Origin of the sequence: Xanthomonas sp. 1678, from assembly GCF_031455575.1 — a bacterium.
Lineage (GTDB): Bacteria > Pseudomonadota > Gammaproteobacteria > Xanthomonadales > Xanthomonadaceae > Xanthomonas_A.
This window is the reverse complement of record NZ_JAVDSZ010000012.1, coordinates 149,928-171,848: the sequence shown is the minus strand read 5'-3', so window position 1 is coordinate 171,848 and position 21,921 is coordinate 149,928. Positions and strand designations below refer to the sequence as shown.

General features: G+C 70.1%; 15 protein-coding genes. All 15 read right to left on the bottom strand.

What is annotated here, in order from left to right; all coding sequences use genetic code 11:
* Positions 1-4 precede the first annotated feature (4 nt).
* The 15 genes from J2Y70_RS18985 to tssH all read right to left on the bottom strand — a co-directional run bounded on the left by J2Y70_RS18985 (position 5) and on the right by tssH (position 21,901).
* Positions 5-733, bottom strand: a complete 729-nt coding sequence (locus J2Y70_RS18985) for a serine/threonine-protein phosphatase (RefSeq protein WP_309921074.1) — start codon at positions 731-733, stop codon at positions 5-7.
* Positions 733-1,305, bottom strand: coding sequence for a type VI secretion system-associated protein TagF (gene tagF / locus J2Y70_RS18980; protein ID WP_309921071.1), 573 nt, complete (start codon positions 1,303-1,305; stop codon positions 733-735). Before tagF ends, J2Y70_RS18985 begins: the two co-directional genes overlap by 1 nt.
* A gap of 11 nt (positions 1,306-1,316) precedes the next feature.
* Positions 1,317-4,835, bottom strand: a complete 3,519-nt coding sequence (gene tssM / locus J2Y70_RS18975; RefSeq protein WP_309921070.1) for a type VI secretion system membrane subunit TssM — start codon at positions 4,833-4,835, stop codon at positions 1,317-1,319.
* Between the two features lie 23 nt (positions 4,836-4,858).
* On the bottom strand, positions 4,859-6,154 hold the full coding sequence (gene icmH, locus J2Y70_RS18970) for a type IVB secretion system protein IcmH/DotU (protein WP_309921066.1): 1,296 nt from the start codon (positions 6,152-6,154) through the stop codon (positions 4,859-4,861).
* A gap of 4 nt (positions 6,155-6,158) precedes the next feature.
* The gene (tssK, locus tag J2Y70_RS18965; RefSeq protein WP_309921064.1) at positions 6,159-7,493 is read right to left on the bottom strand and encodes a type VI secretion system baseplate subunit TssK; all 1,335 of its coding nucleotides are present in this window, start codon (positions 7,491-7,493) and stop codon (positions 6,159-6,161) included.
* Between the two features lie 306 nt (positions 7,494-7,799).
* Positions 7,800-9,152, bottom strand: coding sequence for a type VI secretion system-associated FHA domain protein TagH (gene tagH, locus J2Y70_RS18960; protein ID WP_309921061.1), 1,353 nt, complete (start codon positions 9,150-9,152; stop codon positions 7,800-7,802).
* Positions 9,153-9,255: 103 nt separating this feature from the next.
* Positions 9,256-9,792, bottom strand: coding sequence for a hypothetical protein (locus J2Y70_RS18955; RefSeq protein WP_309921057.1), 537 nt, complete (start codon positions 9,790-9,792; stop codon positions 9,256-9,258).
* 10 nt (positions 9,793-9,802) lie between these two features.
* Complete coding sequence (tssI, locus tag J2Y70_RS18950) at positions 9,803-11,794, bottom strand: type VI secretion system tip protein TssI/VgrG (RefSeq protein WP_309921055.1); 1,992 nt, start codon at positions 11,792-11,794, stop codon at positions 9,803-9,805.
* Between the two features lie 311 nt (positions 11,795-12,105).
* Positions 12,106-13,416: a tetratricopeptide repeat protein gene (locus J2Y70_RS18945; RefSeq protein ID WP_309921112.1), complete on the bottom strand. Its 1,311-nt coding sequence runs from the start codon at positions 13,414-13,416 to the stop codon at positions 12,106-12,108.
* Positions 13,417-13,489: 73 nt separating this feature from the next.
* Positions 13,490-13,777 (bottom strand): PAAR domain-containing protein, encoded by a 288-nt coding sequence (locus tag J2Y70_RS18940; protein WP_185814486.1) that lies wholly within the window; start codon positions 13,775-13,777, stop codon positions 13,490-13,492.
* 61 nt (positions 13,778-13,838) lie between these two features.
* Positions 13,839-16,334, bottom strand: coding sequence for a serine/threonine-protein kinase (locus tag J2Y70_RS18935; RefSeq protein ID WP_309921053.1), 2,496 nt, complete (start codon positions 16,332-16,334; stop codon positions 13,839-13,841).
* Positions 16,335-16,723: 389 nt separating this feature from the next.
* Positions 16,724-17,164 (bottom strand): hypothetical protein, encoded by a 441-nt coding sequence (locus tag J2Y70_RS18930; protein ID WP_309921050.1) that lies wholly within the window; start codon positions 17,162-17,164, stop codon positions 16,724-16,726.
* A 185-nt stretch (positions 17,165-17,349) separates the two neighbouring features.
* Positions 17,350-18,168, bottom strand: a complete 819-nt coding sequence (locus J2Y70_RS18925; RefSeq protein ID WP_309921048.1) for a hypothetical protein — start codon at positions 18,166-18,168, stop codon at positions 17,350-17,352.
* Between the two features lie 177 nt (positions 18,169-18,345).
* Positions 18,346-19,110 carry a hypothetical protein gene (locus J2Y70_RS18920; RefSeq protein WP_309921045.1) on the bottom strand — a complete coding sequence of 255 codons (765 nt, stop codon included), beginning with the start codon at positions 19,108-19,110 and terminating at the stop codon, positions 18,346-18,348.
* 37 nt (positions 19,111-19,147) lie between these two features.
* On the bottom strand, positions 19,148-21,901 hold the full coding sequence (gene tssH / locus J2Y70_RS18915) for a type VI secretion system ATPase TssH (RefSeq protein ID WP_309921041.1): 2,754 nt from the start codon (positions 21,899-21,901) through the stop codon (positions 19,148-19,150).
* Positions 21,902-21,921 lie beyond the last annotated feature (20 nt).

Below are 21,921 nucleotides of genomic sequence, written 5' to 3'. Positions count from 1 at the left end.
TCCTTCACTCCTGCAGGCGGACGACGACGGCGGTGACGTTGTCGCGCGCCGCCCGGCCCATCGCCAATTCGAACAACCGCGCCAGCAGCGCCTGCGGCTCGCCATGCAGGCGGCACTCGACGTCCAGCTCCGGGTCGGGGATTTCCTTGTTGATGCCGTCGCTGCACAGCAGGAACTGCGCGCCGGACACGCTCGGCGCCAGCACCCAGTCCACGAACAGCGGCTCCTGCGCGCCGACCGCGCGGGTCAGCACGCCGGCGTTGGCGGCCGGCTCGGCGCCGGCGCCGGCCTGCCCGAACTGGGTGGCGTCGTCCTTGACTCCGTGCACGTGGTCGCGGGTGAGCTGTCTCAACGCGCCGCCGACGCGGCCGTAGCCGCGGCTGTCGCCGACCCAGCCGTACAGCATGAAGTCCGGATCGTGCACCAGCAGCACCACAGTGGACGCGATCATGTCGACCTGGCGCTGCTCGGCGCAGTGCAGCAGTTCGGTGTTGATCTGCGCCAGCGCGTCCTCGATCGCCTCGATGAAGTCGCACACGTCGGTCGCGCGCGGCAGCGTCGCCAGGCGCTCGACGATCAGCCCGCTGGCGTAGTCGCCGGCGGCATGCCCGCCGAGGCCGTCGGCGACCACCCACAGGCCGGCGTCGTCGCGCAGCAGCAACGCGTCCTCGTTGTGGCGGCGCACCTTGCCGGTTTCGGTTCGCCCGGCGGAACGGTAGTGCAGCGCGGCCATCAGCGCGCGGCCTCCGGCAGCGCGAGCGCGGCCGGCGCCAGCCAGCCCAGGTAGTCGTGCGCGGACAACAGGCCGACGCTGTGCTGCACCACGCCGTCGCCGCTCCACCACAACGCTTGCCCGGCCAACGCACGCGGCGCATTGGGAATGGCGGTGGCGTCCGGATCCGGCGCCAGCGCCTGCAGCTGCGCGTCGAACGCCTCCACGCCCATGGTGCGATCGGCCAGCGCCTGGCCCAGCAGCGTGGCCGCACGCGCATACCAGCTGCGGTCCGGCGCGGCCTGCGCCAGCGGCAGCGCGATCGCCAGCGGGAAGCAACGGCCGACGCGGTCCTCGCCCGGCCCCAGCACGCCCGCCCAGGCCACGCCGCCGCACAGCCCGCTGCCGAGCACGAACGCGTGCAGGCCGCTGCCGCGGTAGGCCGGCGCCCATTGCGTGCCGAGCTGCGCGCGCGCGCCGGCGATCAGCTGCGAGAAGTGCCGGTCCCACGGTTCGACGAACGCCGGCGGCAAGCGCCGCTGCACGAAATCGCCGGCGCTGGGCAGCTTGCCGAAGAATCCGGGCAATGCCATCGGCTGCATCCTCAACCTCCACACGCGAAACGACGCACGTCGGCGTCGAGGAAGGGATGGCGCAGGTTGCCGGCTCGCAACGGCAGTTGCACCGCGTGCCCCCCGACGTCGAAATGGGCGACGAAGCGCAGGTCCGACGGGTTCTGCAGGTCGCCGGCCTGCAGGGCGCGGAACAGCGCCCAGTCGCCCTGGTAGTCGAGCCGGCCCAGTGCGGCGCCGTCGGCGCCGAAGGCGGCGATGCTGACGTGGCCGGGCGTGGGCCCGGGCCACTTCATCGGCATGCTGTCCATGCCGCCGGCGGTGTAGTCAAAGCGCTGGCCTTCGATGTCCACGGTCAGCCGGGTCACCTCCGGGTCCAGGGTCGGCGCCAGCACGGTGAAGCCGACCTCCGGCTGCGCCGCGCCGCGGAAGTACTTCTGCTTGATGCGTTCGGCCAGCTGCAGCTGCGCCGGCAACCCTGGCGCGCCGGCCAGCGCATCGGGGCCGCGCTTCCAGCGCCAGTCGCGGCCGCTGGTGTCGAGCAGCTTCTGCAAGGCGTCGCGGTACAGCGCGTCGAAGCGGCCGCCGACGCCGAACAGTTCGCCGAAGTTCTGCAACGGGATCTCCTGCGCGCTGGCCGGATCGAACGGATAGCGGCCCTTGACGAATTCGCCGCAGACCACGCCCACCGCCTGCTGCACCTGCGCGTCCAGCGCGGTCTGCGCGCCGCGCGCCATCAGCGCGGCGCTGCTGCCGGCCAGCGCCTGCAGCCAGGTCGACAGCGGCGGCGGCAACTGCGCCGCTTCCTGCTGCGCCAGCAGCAGTTGCGCATTGGGCTGCGCCGGGGCGGTGGCCGGATCGGTCATGGTCAGCAAGGTCTTGCCGAGCTGGTCGAGCACGCCGAGCAAGTGGTCGAGCGGCGTGGCGCCGGGCGCGCCGTCGGCGAGGGCGTTGAGCGCGGCGAAGTGGCTGGCGATGGCGGCGCCAGGCGGTGTGGCCGCGGCAGCGCCGGCGTCGCCGCTGGCGGCCAGCGCCGCGGCCATGGCCGCGTTGCCGCCGGGCAGCTTGGCCGCCAGTTTCGCGCCGGCCTTGCTCGCCGCCGCGGTGGCGGCGTCCTGCCCGGGCTTGGGCGGCGGCGCGCGCAGCAATTGCTGGGTGTTGTCGCGGACCACGCCGAGCAGCAGCCGCAGCGGCGAACTCGGCCCGGCCAGCTTGGCCGCGATCGTGCTGGCCTGTTGCAGGTCCGCGGCCGGCTGCAGTTGCAGGTCGACGAGCAGGCCGTCCCAGTAGCGGATGTAGTCCTGTTCGTAGAGCACGCGCACCTGCTGCGCCAGCCGCGCCTTGCCCAGCGCGTCGATGCGGCGCGGGCCGAACACCCAGTCGTCGCGCACGAATTGTTCGACCGCCTCGCCGATGCCCTGCGCGGCCAGCGCGGCGAACACCGGTTGCGTGTACAGCGCCGGCAGCGGTTCGGACAGCGGCGCGCCGCTCTTGCGCTGGAACACGTTGCCGAGCAGGCCCAGCGCCTTGTCCAGCTGCAACGGCTCGGCGCCGGCCTGTGGTTGCGACAGCTTGAGGTTGCCGTACACCAGCGTGGCCAGGTCGGCCGAGCGCAGCGTGTTGCGCGCCTGCTCCAGCAGCGCCGGATCCAGCGACAAGGCGCGCAGCCGTCCCGGCGCGTCGAGCAGCGCCTGGAAGTGGCCGGCCAGCGCCTGCTGCAGCACGCTGTCGCCGGGGAACAGCTTGCGCCATTCGATCGCGCTCAGCGCGGTCAGCTGCTGCGCGTCCAGGTGCTGCGGCTGGCCCAGCATCAGGTAGCCCTTGAGGTAGTAGTACAGCGCCTGCGGCGCGCCGGCGTTCTCGGCCATGCCCTGGCGCAGGCGCAGCGCCACGCCCGGCACCAGGGTGCCGTTGAGCTGGCGCAGGTAGGCGTCGTGCAGTTCCTCGCCGACCGCATCGCCCTGGTACAGGCCCATGCGCATCGACCACGGCGCGCCGTCGCGGTACTGCTGCGCGACCTGCGCCAGCGCGCGGGTGCCTTCCAGTTGCTGCAGCGCCAGCGCGAAGTACTGCGGCGTGGTCGCCGCGCTGTCCGGATCCGGGCTGTGCGGACGCGCATCCAGCGCCGCGCGCACCTGCTGCAGGTAGGCGCGGTTGCCCAGATAGCTGCCGGTGAGCCCGCCCAGCAGCAGCACGCCGAGCAGCGCGATGCCGGCATACCCGGCCGCCTGCAGCCAGGCGCGGCGCCGCTCCAGCGCCGGCGCGCGCCCGGCCAGGCCGGATTCGCGCAGCAGCACCTGGCGCAGCAGGCGCTCGACGAAGAAGGTGCGGCGCTGCGCGCCCGGTGCCTGCACGCTGGCCTCGGCCAGGCCGAAGGTGCGCGCCACCGCGCCCATCATGCGGTCGATCGGCGTGCCTTCCTGGGTGCCGGAGGTCAGGTACACGCCGCGCAACAGCGGCGGCGTGCCGTAGGCGGTGCCGGCGAACACGCCTTCGACGAATTGCCGCGCGGCTTCGCCGAGCGCGGCGAACTGCTGCGGGAACGACAGGATCGCCGCGCGCCGGGCGCGGTCGCGCTCCACGTGCATGCGTTCGAACAGGCGCGCGTTGAGCCGTTCCTGCAGCAGCGCGTACTCGTCGGCGAAGCCGCGCGCGGCCGTGCCGTCGAGGCTGCGCGGCAGCGGGAACGACACGCCCCACACCTGCGCGCGCTGTTCCGGATTGAGGTCGTCGAAGAACTCGCCGAAGCCGCCGATCAGGTCGCACTTGGTGAACACCAGGTACACCGGCACGCTCATCTTCAGCTGCTCGCTGAGCTCGTCCAGGCGGCGCCGGATCGCCTGCACGTGCAGGTCGCGCTCGGCGTCGTCGAGCAGCAGCAGGTCGGACATGCTCATCGTCACCAGCACGCCATTAAGCGGGCGGCGGCGGCGATAGCGGCGCAGCAGGCGCAGGAAATCGATCCATGCGCCGGCGTCGACCTGGCGGTCGGAATCCTGCGTGGTGTAGCGGCCGGCGGTGTCCAGGAACACCGCTTCGTCGGTGAACCACCAGTCGCAGTTGCGGGTGCCGCCGATGCCGCGCAGCGCCTGCTGGCCGAAGCGCGCGGCGAGCGGGAAATGCAGCCCGGAATGCTGCAGCAAGGTGCTCTTGCCCGAGCCGGGCGGGCCGATCACCACGTACCACGGCAGCGTGTACAGGTCGCCGCCGCCGCGGCGCTTGCGCAGGATCTGCACCGCCTCGTGGAAGCGCGCCTGCAATTGCTCGCGTTCGTCGGCGCCGCGCGCCTGGCGGTCGTCGCCGAGCGCGTCCAGCGCCGACGGCGTGGCCATCTCGGTGGCCAGCTGGCGGCTCTGCCGGCGTGCGCGCAGCTGCTGCCACTGCAGCCAGCCGGCCCACGCGCCGACCAGCAGCAGGATCAGCAGCAGCCGCGGCACCGCGCCGGCCAGCGGCTGGTGCCCGGCGATGGCGACGTAGGGGCCGATCAGCCAGATCAGCAGCGCCGCCAGCAGCAGCCCGACCATGGTCACGACCCAGCCGGATCGCAGCATTCCCAGCAGCTTGCCCACGGCGCTCACTCCCCCGGTTGGAACAGGATTTCGACGCGGCGGTTGCGCGTCCGGTTGGCCGCCAGGTCCGGCGGCACGGCCACTGGCTGCGAATCGCCAGCGCCGGCCGATTCGATCCGGCCCGGCACCGACAGGCGCTGGCCCAGCAACTGCGCCACGGCCTCGGCGCGCGCGGCCGACAGCGCGTAGTTGTCCTTGAAACGCAGCGAACGCAGCGGCTGGTCGTCGGTATGCCCGACCACGATCACCCGCCCCGGCAACTGCTCCAGCGCCGCGGCGATCTTGCCCAGCAGCGGCAGCTGGTCCGGATCGACCTCGACCCCGCCGGAGGCGAACATCGCGTTGGCGTTGAGCCGCACCCGCGCCTGGCCGTCGGCCTGCTCCTCGACGCCGAGCAGGCCGGCGCGCTCCTGCGGTTCCAGCAACTGCTTGAGCGTGACCCGCGGCGGCGGGCGCAGCGCGTCCGGCGGCGTGCCGCGCTGCAGGCCGATCTGCGCGGCGGCGGCGCTGATCGGCGCCGACAGCGCATTGAGCCGCGCGTTGAACCACGCGAACGCCAGCAGCACGATGCAGGCCATGCCCAGCGCGGCCACCCACAACGGCAGATAGCGCGCCAGGCGCCGGCGCCGGTCGTCCACGCCCTGCCAATGCGGCGCCAGCGTCTCCGCGGCGGCGCCGCGCTGGGCGCGGATGCGCCGGTACAGGTCGTCCTGGATCTCGGCCAGCTTGGCGCGGCCGCCGGCCTCGATCTGGTAGCGGCCGCAGAAACCCAGCGCCAGGCACAGGTACATCAGCTCGATCAGGTCGACGTGGCGCGGCACGTCCGCGCACAGGCGCTCCAGGATCTGGAAGAACTTGGCGCCGCCGTAGGACTCGCCATGGAACACCACCAGCAAGGTCTTCTGCGACCAGCCGCTGTGCTCGCCCCACGGCGCATTGAGCACCGCCTCGTCGAGCATCGCGCACAGCACGTAGCGCGCCGCGGTCACCGCCTCCGGCGCCGCGCCGCCGTCGCGCGCGCGCTGCTCGAAGCGCCGCACCTGCGCGGTCACCTGCTCGCGCAGCCGCGCCACGTCCGGCAGCGCCGCGCTGTGGCGCAGCTGTACCGCCAGCAGCAACAGCGGGCTCGCGGCCTGCACCAGCGGGTTGACGCTGCGGCCGAGAAATTCGCTGATGTCGGCGTCGCCGGGCGCAGGCGTCGCCGCGTTCGCGGCCGCGGCCGCGGCCGGCGCTGCGCTGCCGCGCTGCGGACGCATGATGGTGGCATCGCTCAACGGATCGGCGGGCGGTCGTGGATTCATGCGCTCAGCTCCGGATCGCCCACAGCTGCAGGTCCAGCCCGGCGAACTCGCTGCCGAAGTGGAACGCGATGCCGCCGGAGCCCTTCAACGTGCGCCACAGCGGCGACTGCTTGTCGAATTCGAAATACAGGTAGCCGGCGTGGTACGGGATCTGCCGCGGCGCCACCGGCATCGGCATCGCCGCGATGCCGGGCAGCTGCAGATTGACCAGGTCGCGGATCTTCTCTACCGGGCCGATCTTGGCCTGCAGCGGCAATTGCCGGCGCAGCTCTTCGGCCGGCACGTCGGCCTTGGCCGCGAGCACGAACGCGGCGCTGTCGAACAGCGCCGCGTCGGGCACCATCGCCACCCACACGCCGAACTTGCGCGCCTGCACCGGGATCGGCAGCGCGGTCTGTTCCAGCACCGCGCTAAGGCTGCTGCGCAGGCTGGCGATCACCGGCTCGAAGCTCGGCTGCAACGCATCGTGGCGATACGCGGGCCATGCCGGCGGGCGCTTGCCCGGGGTGGTGAAGGTGCTCAGTTCGCCGGCCAGCGCCAGCAGCGCGGCGTACAGGTCCTGCGGATGCAGCAGCGGCGCCGACGACCAGTGCGCGGTCAGCGGTTGCCAGCGGTTGACCACCTGCAGCAGCAGGAAATCGGCGATCTCCGCCGCGCCGCCGCGGTCGCCCACCGACACCCGCGCGGCCAGCGCTTCGCCGCGCTGGTGCAGCAGGCCGAGCAGTTCGACCAGGAACGTGGCCAGCCGCGGTGCCGCCTGGCAGGCCAGCGCGGTCGGCACGAAGGCCTCGTCCAGGGTTACCTGGCGATCGGCGCGCGATTCGACGATGCGCGCCAGCGGGATCCGGGTCAGCCCTTCCAGCGGCTGCGACTGCGGCAACAGACGCGTGCTCATCCCGCCCACTTCCATCAGCACCGCGCCCTGCATGCTGCCGGACGCGTCGTCGACCTCGGTTTCGCGCACCCGGTAGCGGAACAGCTGGTCCGGCGGCGCTTCGGCGCGGCCCACATCGGCCTGCGCGGCGGCGCGCAGCGGCAGGGTCAGGTACACGGTCTGGTCGCGCCAGTTCGGCTCCACGTCCAGCGCCGGCGGCAGCGGATCGTCGCCCGGCATCGCGAACGGGGTGCCGTCGGGAAACACGCCGCGCGCGCGGCGGATGCCGAGCTTGCCGATCGCCAGCAGGTCGGTTTCCAGTTCCAGTTCGGAGAAGCCCCAGGCCTGCGCCTGCAGGCCGCCGGCGCGCAGTTCCACGTAGCGCTCCAGGTAGCGCTCCTGCTGCTGCAGATGCTGGGGGCGCAGAAACAGCCCCTCGCTCCAGACGACCTTGTTGTTGTGCATGATCCGCCGTGTCCGCTGCTGTCGATGGCGATGCGGCCGCGGCGTTGGACGCAGCAGCCGACCCCAATGTGCGATCCCCTTGCCGACGGCCCGGACGCGGCGCGCGGCGCGCGCAGTCCAGGCTGGCGGGATGCAGTGTGGCCAGCGTGCCGGTGCGCTACCCGACAATTCGTCTCAGGGCGGCAGGGATGTCGTGATGCCGCTTTTGTGGGAGCGACTTCAGTCGCGACGCGCTTTACCGGGAAGGCCCGTCGCGACTGAAGTCGCTCCCACAAGTGGCATTACCTGGACCGCGAACGCATCCGGCTAGCCTCGCTTCCCCGCGCGCCGCGCCGACTTGAGCCGCGCCAGCTGCGCCTCGTAGGCGCGCGCGAACTCGTCGCCGAACAGGCGCCGGAAGCATTCGTCCGGATCCTTGGCCAGGACCTGGAAGTTGTCGCGGTAGCGCTCCCAGTAGCGGCCCTTGCCGGCGAAGGCCAGGCGCTTGCCGCTGGCGTCCACCTCCTGCTCCAGCCGGTCGGGGCTGAAGTGGAACAGCATCGATTCGAACGCGGCGCGCATGCCGGCCAGCATCGCCATCTGGTGGCAGCGGATGTCGTCGAACGCGTCGTCGAACGCGGCCACGCCGGACAGGAATGCCGGGCTCGGCGGCGCCAGCAGCTTCTGCAGTGCGTCCTCGGGCGTGGCGGCGAACTTGAGCGGGTTGTTCTCCGAGCGCTGGATCACCGTCACCGGCAGCCGGAAGGTGTTCTTGATCTCGGCACGCGCGCGCAGCACCTCCATCACGCCATCGACGACGATCTCGAAGATCCGCGCCATCTCGTCCGGCATCTGCGTCGATGGCGTGGGCGGCGCGGGTGGCGTCGCGAACGTTGTCGGCGCTGCCGGTGCGCTCGCCGCCGGCGGCGTCGCCGGCGCGAAATCGCCGGTGGTCAGATCCCAGTTTTCGGGCAGCTCGAAGCTGCGCGCCGCGGCCGCGGCCGGCGGCGCGGGCACGCGGAAATGGTCGTGGCCCGCATCGCTGTGGTTCCAGCTGTGCGTCGGCTGCGGCGGCACCGACGGCGCCGGCAACGGATCGAGCAGGCGCAGCGGGTCCAGTTCGCCGGCGGCGCCGGGCACGCCCAGATCGCCAAGCAGCGCGTCGTCGTAGGCGCCGCCGGCAGGCGCGGCGGCGCTGCCGAAGCCAGGCAGGCCGAAATCGAAATCGAACGCGTCGCCGCCGGCGCCGGGCGCACTGCTGGCCGCGCGCGGCGGCAACGACGCCGGCACCACCTGGGTCAGGTCCGACGCATCGTCGGGCATCGCCACCGCAGGCGGCGGCGGTGCGGCCGGCGCCTCGGCCTGCAGCTGCACCTGGATCTCGAAGCTGTCCAGCTGCAGACGGTCGCCGTCGCCGAGCGCGGCCGGATCGCCGCGCTGCAAGGCGGCGCCGTTGAGCAACATGCCGTTGGTGCTGCGGTCCTCGATGAAATACATGCCGTTGAGATAGCGCACCACCGCATGCGTGCGCGACACGCCGGGCGCGGCCAGCACCCAGTCGCTGTCGTCGGCGCGGCCGATGCTGCCGCCGCGCTGGGCGAACGCCATCTGCGCACGCGCGCCGAACTGGGCGGCGGCCTGGCCGGCGACGGTGAGGGTCAGTTTGGACGGTAGGGACACGTGGCGCTTCCTTCGACTCGAATGGCGCGGCGCGGCCGCGACCGCGCGGTTACGGATGGGCAATGCGAGGCGGCGCGCATGCGCTGCCGCGACACGATGGCGCTCATGCCGCCGCTCCGCCGGCCAGCAGTTCCAGCGCATGCAGCGCATATCCATGGCGCCGCGCCTCGAACTGCGCCGGTTGCTGCGCGGCGAGCAGGTTGATCGCCGCCACCGCCGCGCGTGCGGTCAGGTGCTCGGCCGGCGGCACCGGCGTGTCCTGGGTCGGCGGCGCCAGGCTGCCGCCGGACCAGGCCACCGCCGCCGCCAGCCACGCGCCCAACGAGGCATAGCCGCCGGCCTGGGCGAAGGCGAACGCGGCGCGACGATTGGCCTCGTTCGGCTCGCGCACCCATTTCTCGGCCAGCGCGGCGCCGGCGCGGTCTTCCGGCGACAGCGTCTCGCCGCGTGCGCACTGGCACAGCCAGGCCACCACGTAGCGTTTGGGCAGCAGCCGCGCCAGCAGTTTCAGCGCATCCTGCGGCTGGCCGCCGTCGAGCAGCACGCGCACCGCGGCCTGCGCCGGCTGCGCGGTGTCCAGCTGCGCGCGCGCCGGCGCCGACAGTTCCATTTCCACGCAGGCCTTCTCGATCGCATTCATCGCCGCGTCCTCAACCGATCATGATCAGCGCGCCGCCGATCTGGTGCAGCGCATCGGCCTTGAGGCTGAGCATCGGCGCCTTCAGCGTGCCCATCGCCCCGCCCTCCAGCGCCAGCATCGCGTCCGAATGCACCTTGACGCTGGCGCCGGCGCCCATGTCCACGGTCGCCCCGCCCTTGATCGCCACCTGCACCTTGCCCTCCACGTTGACCGCGTTGCTGCCGGTGACGGTGACGGTGACGCCCTTGATCTCGATCTCGCCGCCGCTCTTCATCACGATGCTCGACAGGCCGGTGACCAGTTCGATCTGGGTGCCGGCGCTGAGCTTGAACGTCTTGCCGATCGTGTGCGTGGCGTTGTTGCCGACGTCCAGCGTCTCGTCGTTGTCGACCTTGTGCTTGCGGTCGTGCTTGACGGTGCTGGTCTGGTCGTTGTCGACGGTGGCGAAGTGGTCGTGCTCGACTTCCTCGCGCAGGTCCTTCTGCGCGTGCACGAACAGCTCCTCGCTGCCGAGCTTGTCCTCGAAGCGGATCTCGTTGAAGTCGGCGGCGCCGCCGCCGGCGCTGCGGCTGCGCACCCCGCTCTGGGTCTTGTTGTCCGGCAGCGCGAACGGCGGCATGTGGTCGGCGTTGTAGACGCTGCCGATCACCAGCGGACGGTCCGGATCGCCTTCCAGGAAGCTCACCACCACTTCCTGCCCCACCCGCGGCAGGCTCATCGCGCCCCAGCCCTTGCCGGCCCACGACGAGGCCACCCGCACCGGGCACGACGGCTTGTTGCCGTCGCGCGCCGAGGTGTTCCAGTGGAAGGTGACCTGGATGCGGCCGTACTGGTCGACCACGATGTCCTCGTCGGTGTCGCTGCCGGTGACCACCGCGGTCTGCAGGCCGGCGATCAGCGGCTGCCGCGCGCGCGCCGCATTGCGGAACGGCAACTTGCTCTCGATCGCCTCGAAGCTGCACGCGAACGGCGCGGCGCCGCTGCCGGCGCCGGAGGCATAGCCCGGCGCTTCCAGCGCGGTCCGCGCGCCGGTCACCAGGTATTCCTGGTTCCATTCCGGACGCGGGAACGCCTTCAGCGAAAACAGCGCGCCCACGCGCAGGCCGAGCGCATCGGTATCGCCGCGATAGCGCGAACGCTGCACGTTGTGCGCTTCCGCACGCACCTGCGCATAGCGCTTGCCGTCGGCGAGCTGCACGTGCGTGCCGGGATAGTCGAATGCGTTCAGCCCGCTGATCGCATGCAGGTCGCCGCCGTGGCCGATCTCTTCGTCCACCGCCAGCGAGAAGCGCGGGCGCAGCGGATCGTAGTCGGTGAGCTGGTGCGCGCCGGTGTGCACGCTGCGTGCCAGCTGCCACTGGCTGACGGTGGCGCCCATCACGTTGGCATGCTGGCCCGGCGGCACGTACGGCAGGGTCTCGAAGCCGCTGCTGCTCGCATGCGCGCCCAGCGCATCGGCCAGCACCAGCGTGTGCACGGCCTGGCCATGGGTGAAGAAGTAATAGATGCCTTCCTGCTCAAGCAGGCGGCTGATGAAATTGAAATCGTCCTCGCGGTACTGCACGCAATAGTCGCGCTTGGGATAGGTGCCGCTCAGGCTCAGCGTCACGTCGCCATAGCCGATGCCGTCGAGCACCGTGCGCACGATCTCCGGCACGCTCTGCCCGGTGAAGATGCGGCAGTCGCGGCGCTGGGTCAGCAGCCACGGCTTGGGCACCAGGGTCACCTCCAGCACCGCGTAGCTGAGCCTGTCGACGACATGGAAGCCGGTCTGCGCGACGTGCGCGACCATGCCGTGGTACCAGCGCACATGGCCCTCGCCGGCCTTCAGCTGCACCGCCATCGAGGTGCCGAGCAGCGCGCGCAGGTCGGGCCGCGGCTGCGTGCTGAGGACGGTCAAACGATAGTCGAACAGCTCGCCCAACGCTTCCGTCGCCTGCATGCGCCAGAACAGCAGCGCATCGCCAAGGTCCGAGTGCAGCGTGATCATGGGCGTGGGCATCGTGGTGTCCGGGAAGTCGATCGCCGCGCAATGCGGACCTTGGCCGGCGATCGCAAGCGGCGTTCGCGGAGCGGTGTGCAACGCAGGCCCCGCCACCCCTGTGCGCCGCCGGCAAGGCGATACTCACATGGCGCCGGAAGCGAAAGCCGACATTTCGTCTCAGCGTTTCGGCCGCTGCCGATGCGCGTCCCGGCCTTGTCTGGCAGCGCGCGCCACGGCCATGCCGGACGCCGCCGGCAGGCTTGCGCCGCACCCGAAGCCGGCGCATCAAAAACCATCAGGATTACGTCCGCGCCGAGCGCGGCATGGCCTCAACGCCGCGCCAGCACCACCCAACCCTGCACCGGCATGCCGCCTTCCTTGCGCAGTTGGTCGGCACGGAGTTGCACGCGGGCAAAGCCGGCCTGCGCCAGCGCGGCCTGCACGTGCGCACGGCTGTGCCGGTAGCGCCCGCTGGAGCCGAGTTGCACTTTGTCGTCCGCCTCGTCCAGCGCCTCCACGGTGAAGGCCAGCCAACCGTCGCCGCGCAAGGCGGCGTGCGCGGCCGCGCAGACTTCGCGCAGGTCGCCGAAATACACCAGGGTATCGGCCGAGACCACCACGTCCCACGCCTGCGGTTGCGCCTGCAGATGCGCGGTCAGTTCGCCGACCACCAGCGCGTCGTAGCCGCCACGTTGGCGCGCCTTGTCGATCATCCCGCCGGACAGGTCCACGCCGGCCAGCCTCCGCGCGTGCGGCCGCAGCAGCGGCGCGCACAGGCCGGTGCCGCAGCCGGCATCGAGCACGTCCAGCGTCGCGTCCGGCGCATGTAGCACCTGCGCCAGCGCCGTGGCCAGCAGCTGCGGCGCGCGGTAATCGAGGTTGTTCAGCAGTTGCTCGTCGAAGCTCTCGGCGAAGCCGTCGAACACTTCGCGCACATAGGCATCGTCGGCACGCGCAGGCGCGTCGCTGCCGCCGCAGGCGGCCAGCATGTGCCGCGCCACCGCATTGTGCGGATCGCGCGCCAGCCAGTCGCGATACACCGCCACCGCTTCGTCGTGGCGCCCGAGCAGGTACCAGGCCGTGCCCAGCGCCTCCAGCGCGCGCAGGTTGGCCGGGTCCAGTTCGCAGGCGCTGCGGAAGCACTCGGCCGACTGCTCCAGGTGTTCGTGGTGCTGCGCATGGTTGCGCAGGAACACGCCGAGCAGGTAGTGGCCGTGGGCGAACGTAGGCACCTGCTGCAACAACTGCGCATAGGCCAGGAAGGCTTCGTCCAGGCGCGCCTGCGCTTCCAGCACCACCGCCAGGTTGCTCAGCGCGTTGTGGTGCGACGGCGCGCAGGCCAGCGCGCGCCGGTAGCAGGCTTCGGCCTCGGCCAGGCGCGCGCATTCCTTGTGCACGTTGCCGAGATTGTTGTGCGCGTCCGGGTAGGCCGGGACCAGTGCCAATGCACGCTCGATCAGTTGTTGCGCTTCGTCGCTGCGCCCACGTTGGTGGCACAGCACGCCGAGGAAGTGCAGCGCGTCGGCGTGCGCGGCCTGCTGCGCGAGCACCGCGCGATAGCCGCGCTCGGCCGCGTCCAGGTCCCCGGCCCGGTGCGCGGCGATCGTCAGCGCCAGCGTCGGCGCGACCGGCATCCCCATGCCGGCCGCGACCGCCTCCGCTTCCCCGCGCCGCGCCACCGCGGCCCCCGCCTGCTGCATCGCCCCGCTCCCCTTATCCGATCAACACGGTGAAACACCCCAGCACGATCGCCCCGCCATGCGCGGTGCTGTCGCCCAGCCGCGCCGCGGGCATGCCCGCGATCAGCACGGTCGGCGCCCCCGAGACGATGCTGTCCGGCGGCCCCACGCACACCGCCATGTCGCCGATCCGCGCCGCCGGCAACCCGCCGATCAGGACCGTCGGCGCGCCGGGCGCCAGGATCGGTCCGCCCACATGCGGCACCACCCCCGTGACCATCGGGCAGACGTGCAGATCGGTGAGGCGGGCAGCAGGTTGCATGCGGAGCCGATAGCGCAGTGGCCAGGCATCCAGCTTGGCGCGCCCCGCGGCGCGCAACCCGTCATTTCGTCTCAGCCACCAACGCCGAGCGCGGCGCATCCGGCGCGTCCAGCTTGGCCAGCGTCTCGCGCACCTGCGCCAGCGGCCCGGGCGCATCGCCGTACAGGCCGGTCAGGATGTCGCGTGCGCGTTCGGCATGCGTGCGCGCCTGCACGCGCTGGCCTTGCGCGATCTCCGCCTCGGCCAGGCCACGCAGGATCTCCGCGGTCACCTCGTGCTTGCCTCCTAGGACCCGCTCGGCATCGGCCAGCACCGCCTGCTGCTCGGCCGCGGCGGCCCGCGCCTGGCCGTCGTCGAGCAACCAGAACGCGTGGTTGGTGCGGGCCATGATGGTGGTGGGATGGTCCTCGCGGTACAGCGCCCGCGCATTGTCGAGCGCCTTGCGGTAGTACGGGCCGGATTCGGCGACCTTGCCCTGCTGGCGCAGCGCCCCGGCCAGATTGTTGTAGATCATCTGGGTATCGGCGCCGTTCACCCCGTACAGACGGATCATGACCGGCTGCAATGCCTTCAACTCCCGCTCCGCGGCCGGGTAGTCGCGCTTCATCAGCAGATAGACCGCCAGGCTGTTGCGCATCGACAGGGTCAAGGGATGCTCCGCGCCCAGGCGCGAGGCGCGGCGCGCGATCAGCCTGCGGATCAAGGCGATCGCCTGGTCGTAGTCGCCGCCATCGGCCAGCATGGCGGCGTAGCGATCTCCCGCGCTCAGCACGCTCTGGTCGTCGGCCGGCAACACCCGCAGCATGCCCGCGTAGGCCTCCCGGCTCTCGCGCAGCGCCGCCTTCGCTTCGCCTTGCGCGCGCAGCGCCCAGCTCAGGCGCGATTGCATGTCGTAGGCCAGTGGCGCATCGGCGCCGCCGTGCAGGCGTACCTGCACGATCCCTTCGCGCAGGATCGCGGCTGCCCGTTGCGGCTGGCCCAGGTTCACCAGCGCCTCGCCGAGCAGACGCATGATCTGCAACTCGTCCGCGCTGTACGCGCCCAGATGCGCACGCGCATGGCGCCGCGCCACGTCCAACTGGGCCACCGCGCGCTTGTACTCGCCCAGCGCGATCAGACTGGTACCGATGGTCAGCTCCACCTCCACCAGCGCCTGCGGCTGGCTGGCCAGTTCGCGCGTGGCCCGCTGCGACGCCTGGTCCATCACCTGCAGCAGCAGGGTCTTGTCCTTGTCCTGCGCCACCGCCGGGTCCACGCTGGACAGCAGCGAGCCGAGGAAGTCCGCGGTCACCTGCGCCCGCTGCGCCTCACGCTGCGCGTTGCGCAGCGACCACAGCGTGCTGGCCAGGCCGCCGCACAGCGCGATCAGCACCAGCAGCGAAGCCAGCACCGCACCACGGTTGCGCTGCACGAACTTGCGCACCTCGCGCCGCCGCGAGCGGCGCAGCGCCCGCGGCGGATAGTCGCCGAGCCAGCGGCGCAGATCGTCCAGCAGCGACGACACCGATGCATAGCGCGCCGCGCGGTCCGGCGCCATCGCCTGCAGCACGATCGCATCCAGGCCGTCGTGCAGCCCACGCAGCAGTTGCGCCGGCGACACGCCGCGCAGCAGCGCCAGTTCGCGCTGCTGCGGCTGCGGCTGCGCCTGGATCCAGCGCGACGGCGCTTCCGGCACGCCCGCCTCGAACAGCTCCGGGCGCACCCCGCAGATCAGCTCGTACAGCAGCGCGCCCAACGAATACACGTCGCTGCGCGCGTCCACGCCACCGTCGTCGCCCTGCGCCTGCTCCGGGCTCATATAGCCGGGCGTACCGCTCGCGCCGGCCGGATTGCGCGAGGGCTGCGCGGTTTCCACCGCGATGCCGAAATCGATGATGCTCGGCGCCGGGCGGCCATCGACCTCGCCGACCAACACGTTGTTCGGCTTGAGATCGCGGTGGATCACGCCCTTCTGGTGCGCGTGCTGCACGCCCTCGCCGACCCGCACCAGCAGTTCGATCCGCGCCCGCAGCGGCAACCCGCGCTGCGCGCACCAACGGGTCAGCGGCTCGCCGCGGATGTACTCCATCACCAGGTACGGCCGGCCCTGCGCATCGGTGCCGGCATCGTGGATCTGCGCGATCGCCGGATGCTGCATCTGCGCAAGCAGGCGGCATTCGAACTCGAACACCGCGCGCTGCTGCGCATCCAACGCGGTGGCCGCGATCAGCTTGATCGCCACCTGGCGCTCGTAGGCGCCATCGGCGCGGTGCCCCAGATAGACCTGGCCCATGCCGCCGCGGCCGATCAACCGATCGATCGCCCACGGGCCGAAGCGGGTGCCCGCCGGCAACTCCGCGGCGTTGGCCTCGCCGCCGAGCAGCCTGCCGAGCAGGCCCGGGCGCGGCAACTGGGTGGCGCGCACGTCGGCCTCGAGCAGGCCCAGCAGCTCGTGCAGCAGCTCCGGATCGTCACCGGCCTGCGCCTGCGCGAAGGCCGTGCGCTGCGCCTCGGGGAGTGCGCAGGCCTGGTGGAACAGTGCCTGCAGGCGTTGCCAGGTGGCGGGATTCAGGGGCATGGGGGGACGGTCGGTCTACGGTCCGGCGCAATGCCGGCCCGGGCAGCGCCCCTTCGCTTTGGGGGCGGAAAGCGCGCAATCGAAGCAGGCCGACCGGCGAGGATCGGACTGAGCGGGACGTGAGGCATGGCCGGCCGCATGGCGAAGATGACGGCCCAGTATCACGCATGTCGGCGAGATTGCGTCACTCCCGCGCTCATTCCCGGCGCGAGGGGGCAAGCAGACCGAACGACCTCCGTAGCATCGGCGCAGGAGCGCCGAGGCGCGCTCCCCCACGCAAGCCGGGACAACCATGCTTTCACTCCTAGCCCTGCCGCGGAGACACGTGGGACTCGGCGCGAGCATCCGCGCTCGCGTCGGCTCCCGCCGGGTGAGCGGGCGCTCGTTCGCTAGGAGGCGATATCATCCAGATCCACATCCCGTCCCCTCACGCCGGATACGGGAAAGCTACCGTCCTCGGATATGTAGTCGCTCTTCCTTCCGTTGCAAGACCTGCAGATCCACCAGAGGTTCTCCGGATCATTGTAGAGCGCTCGCACATAGGAGAGCTTGATCTTGCCATTGATCAGATGGGGACCGGCCATCGCAGCCACGTATTGCCGCCAGGGCCCCATATGGTCCAGCTCGAACGCCGCGGACGCGGCCCCGCACCTGGGGCAGATCGATCCGGGTCCCGGTTTGGCCGGAACACCCATCGAGGTCAGGATCTTCTTCGACAGCCAGCTGACTTTTTTCCTCTCCAGATCCTTCAGTCGCACCCTTGAGGAGCGAAACCTGGCGCCCAGCCTGCGGGCGCGATTCTTGATCTTTTTTGCGTGCGTCCTTCCCATATCCCGTCTCCCTATCTCTGCGATATAGATACCTTCCCGCTAACGATGACCGCCACACGCTGCGTGCATGCGTGGCAACCGACGATCCGTAACCGATCTACCCGAGCGAGCATCCGGTCGGTTGGCCGCGGCGTACATCGACGCCGACGGCTTTCGATCTGTGCTCAACATGCCGCTGGCGGGCCCTATCCCTTCTTTATCCAGTCCAACGACACACGCGATTGGAGTAGGTACGATCCGTTAGCACCCGTCGCGGATGCCTTGATCGCCTTCATGTTCTTGAGAATATCGTCGATGTCGTCATTGACTATTTCGTTGTCCGTACCGTAAGCATTCACTTTGCATCCGAGCACCGACGACAGCTGTTCCGCTACCACGTGCGTGAGGTGCCGACAGCTTGATTCGCTCATGTTGCCCGTGCTGCATCCGGCGAATATCACGTGGAATGTTTCATCCAACCTGGAAGGAGCGAAGCACTCGCGATGGGCTCTGAACATGTCTTGCCAGGTTTGGATGTTCTGCACGTTGATCATGCGTCGGTCCATTTCCAATCCGGCAAGCGCTTTCTGATGGTTGGACTGCTTCAGTTGCTCCATCTTTCCGAGCGGTGTGCATCCCATGCCAACGGTCATCACCCCGGTATTTCCATGCCCGGCGAATACCAGCGTGTCGAACGTCATCCCGCCATTTTCACATTCGATCGCAATCCGCTTGAGAAGGCTATTTAATGAACCGGCGATGCCGTAGCGGCACCTGTCCTGGTTTTTTTCTGCAAACATCTTCACGCGAAAGAGAAAGTCCCCGACCGAATCGTCATTCTCCGGATCGAAGTCCACAGCCTTGGCCAGCGCCCGCCTGGCTTCGTATACTTTGTCTTTGCCGTCTTTCCGCGCTGCCGCCTGACCCTTCTTCTTGTTCTTCTTATGTTTCTTGCCGCCACCGTGCGTATTGTTCTGCTTGTACCCATAGGCGCTTGCCATATTCTCGATCGCTAGGAACATCATGATGCGGGGACTCCATGGTCTTCGGCAGACTGATCAACCGCCCCAGAACCCTGCGGGGCGGCAACTTCCGATTCCGGCTCGGCGAGCGACAGAGCGGAACGTGTTCGTTCGCTGCAGGACGCGACCCCATGGCAGGCGGCGGCGTCCGGTCAGCGATGGCCCAGCCGAGGATGAACCTCACACGGCAATCGACGCTCTGGAGGATCCCCCCCCGCCTCCCACCCCCGCATCGTCATCCGGGCCACCTTTTTTCCGCCAATGATCGACGGCAGGCTTGCAGGTGCTGGGCAGCAGGCTCCAGGGGTCGATCCAGAAGGTGCTCGGCTCGCTGGTCACCCATCCTTCCGAGAAGCCGATGCCCAGGTAGGCCAGCACCGCCTGGCACAACGGGCAGATCGGCTTGCTGACGCCGATGCGCTTTATTTCCAGACCTGGGTTCTTTTCACGCAGCAGGTAGTGCAGCACTACGTACATTTCCGCGTGCAGATGGGCACCTCCGCCTGGCCTGAATACGAGGCCATGGCCGGCGTAATGAAGCAACGCGTATTCCTCCATCACCGACATGAAGCGCTGGGGGAACACCACACGGCGCCCGTTGCGCTTCTCGACCACCGCGGTAACGCATTGGTCGCCGCGTCCTTGCCAGTTGTAGGCGTTATGGATGTTATAGGCCACGTCGTCCAGTTCAGAGCGCCGGGCATTGGTCGTGGGAGCCTTGCCTAGCAACGCCTCGCGCGCGCTGCGCACGACCTCCCGGCGTAGCTCGGCATCGCGCTCGCGCTGCGCGGCCTCGCGATTGCGCTGCTGCGCACGTAGCACTTCCGCCTGCTCTGGAGTCACGCGGCGCCTAGCCGATCGTTGCAGCTCCAGCTTCGCGCAGCCGCGCGCATGCCCGATGCCATCGAGGGTCAGATCCTGGCCGCATTCCGAACACCTTGCCACGTGTCACCTCCTTGGGATAACGCCACACCAAGCCGCATCAGAACTGATAGGAGAGGTTGCCGCCCTCCACGCTCATTCGCGCGCGCTCGATGGGCACTCCTTCGATCATCCGATTCAAAAACTCCCGCGAAATCTCCGGCAACATCGAATTGGTCAAGATCGCATCGATCATCCGGCCACCCGATTCGCTCTCGGTGCAGCGGCTGACCACCAGCTTCACCACGTCCTCGTCGTAATCGAACGGGATCTTGTAGCGGGCTTCCACGCGTTTCTTGATCCGGTTCAACTGCAGCTTGACGATCTCGCCCAGCATCGCGTCGCTCAGCGGGTAGTACGGGATGGTGACCAGGCGGCCGAGCAGGGCCGGCGGGAAGATCTTCAGCAGCGGCTCGCGCAGCGCCTTGGCCATGCCGTCCGGGTCCGGCATCAGTTCCGGGTCCTTGCACAGGCTGGCGATCAGCTCGGTGCCGGCGTTGGTGGTGAGGATGATCAGGGTGTTGCGGAAATCGATGCGGCGGCCTTCGCCGTCTTCCATCACGCCCTTGTCGAAGACCTGGAAGAACAGTTCGTGCACGTCCGGGTGCGCTTTCTCCACCTCGTCCAGCAGCACCACCGAGTAGGGTTTGCGCCGCACCGCCTCGGTCAGCACGCCGCCTTCGCCGTAGCCGACGTAGCCCGGAGGCGCGCCCTTCAGCGAGGACACGGTGTGCGCTTCCTGGTACTCGCTCATGTTGATGGTGATCAGATTCTGCTCGCCGCCGTACAGCGCTTCGGCCAGGGCCAGCGCGGTCTCGGTCTTGCCGACGCCGGAGGTGCCGGCGAGCATGAACACGCCGATCGGCTTGTGCGGGTTGTCCAGCCCGGCGCGGGTGGTCTGGATGCGCTTGGCGATCATCTCCATGCCGTGGTCCTGGCCGATCACGCGCTTGGCCAGCAGTTCGGGCAGGCGCAGCACGGTGTCGATCTCGTTGCGCGCCATGCGCCCGACCGGGATGCCGGTCCAGTCGGCGACCACCGCGGCCACCGCTTGGTAGTCCACGGTCGGTAGGATCAGCGGGTTCTCGCCCTGCAGCGCGCTCAGCTCCGCCTGCACCTGGCGCAAGCGCGCCAGCAGCGCGTCGCGTTCGTTGCCGGTGGCGCCGGGTGCCGGCATGTCCTGCATCTGTTGTGCCGGCTCCTGCTGCGCCAGCGTCTGTGCCGCCGCTTCCAGCGGGCTGCCGGTGCCTTCGATCGGCGCAATGCCGGCGCGCAGCTGCGCGCGCAGCGCCAGCAGTTCGTCGACCAGCGCCTTCTCTGCGCTCCAGCGCTGCTCCAGATCGGCCAGGCGCAGCTGCTCGGCGTCGAGCAAGGCGCGGCAGGCGAGATCGCGCTCGTCCACCAGAATGCCGATCGCGCGCTCGCGTTCGATGATGCCGCGTTCGGTCTGCAGCGATTCGATGCGGCGGCGGCTGTCGTCCACGTCGGCCGGGGTGGCGTGCAGGCTCACCGCCACACGCGCGCAGGCGGTGTCGAGCAGGCTCACCGATTTGTCCGGCAGCTGCCGCGCCGGGATGTAGCGATGGCTGAGCTTGACCGCCGCCTCCAGCGCCTCGTCCAGGATCTGCACCTTGTGGTGCTGCTCCATGGTGCTGGCCACGCCACGCATCATCAGCACCGCCTTGGCCTCGTCCGGCTCGTCCACCTGCACCGCCTGGAAGCGGCGGGTCAGCGCGGGGTCCTTCTCGATGTACTTCTTGTACTCGGCCCAGGTGGTGGCGCCGACCGTGCGCAAGGTGCCGCGCGCCAGCGCCGGCTTGAGCAGGTTGGCCGCATCGCCGGTGCCCGCGGCGCCACCGGCGCCGACCAGGGTGTGGGTCTCGTCGACGAACAGGATGATCGGCTTGGCGCTGGCCTGCACTTCGTCGATCACCGCGCGCAGGCGCTGCTCGAACTCGCCCTTCATGCTGGCGCCGGCCTGCAGCAGGCCCACGTCCAGCGTGCGCAGCTCCACGTCCTTCAGCGCCGGCGGCACGTCGCCACGGGCGATGCGCTGCGCCAAGCCCTCGACCACCGCGGTCTTGCCGACGCCGGCCTCGCCGACCAGGATCGGATTGTTCTGGCGGCGGCGCATCAGGATGTCCACCACCTGGCGGATCTCGTCGTCGCGGCCGATGATCGGGTCGAGCTTGCCGTCGCGCGCCTGCGCGGTCAGGTCGGTGGTGAACTTCTTCAGCGCTTCCTGCTTGCCCAGCGCGGCCGGCGCGATCGCGCCGCTGGCCTCGCCCGGCGCGCCGGCCTGGCCGAGCTGGAAGCCGTCGCTGGGCAGCAATCCATCCTCCGGCGAGCCGGCGACGATCTCGGCGAAACGCTCGCTCAGCGCCTCGGGCTTGATCTTCTCGAACTCCTTGGAGATGCCGAGCAGCGCTTGGCGCAAGGTGCGCACGCTGAGCACGCCGACGATCAGGTAGCCGGTGCGCACCTGCGCTTCGCCGAAGCTGAGCGAGGCGTACACCCAGCCGCGCTCGACCGCTTCCTCGACGTTGCCGGACAGGTCGGTGACGCCGCTGGAGCCGCGCGGCAGCCGGTCCAGCGCCTCGGTCACGTCGCGCGCCAGGTTCGACGGGTTGAGCTCGAAGCGCTTGACGATGCGGTGCAGGTCCGAGTCCTGCAGCTGCAGGATCTGGTGCAGCCAGTGCACCAGTTCCACGTACGGGTTGCCGCGCAACTTGCAGAACACGGTGGCGCTTTCGATGCCGCGGTAGGCGAGCTTGTTGAGCTTGCCGAACAGGGCGCTGCGACTGATCTCGGCCATGGCGGTGATTCCTTGTGCGA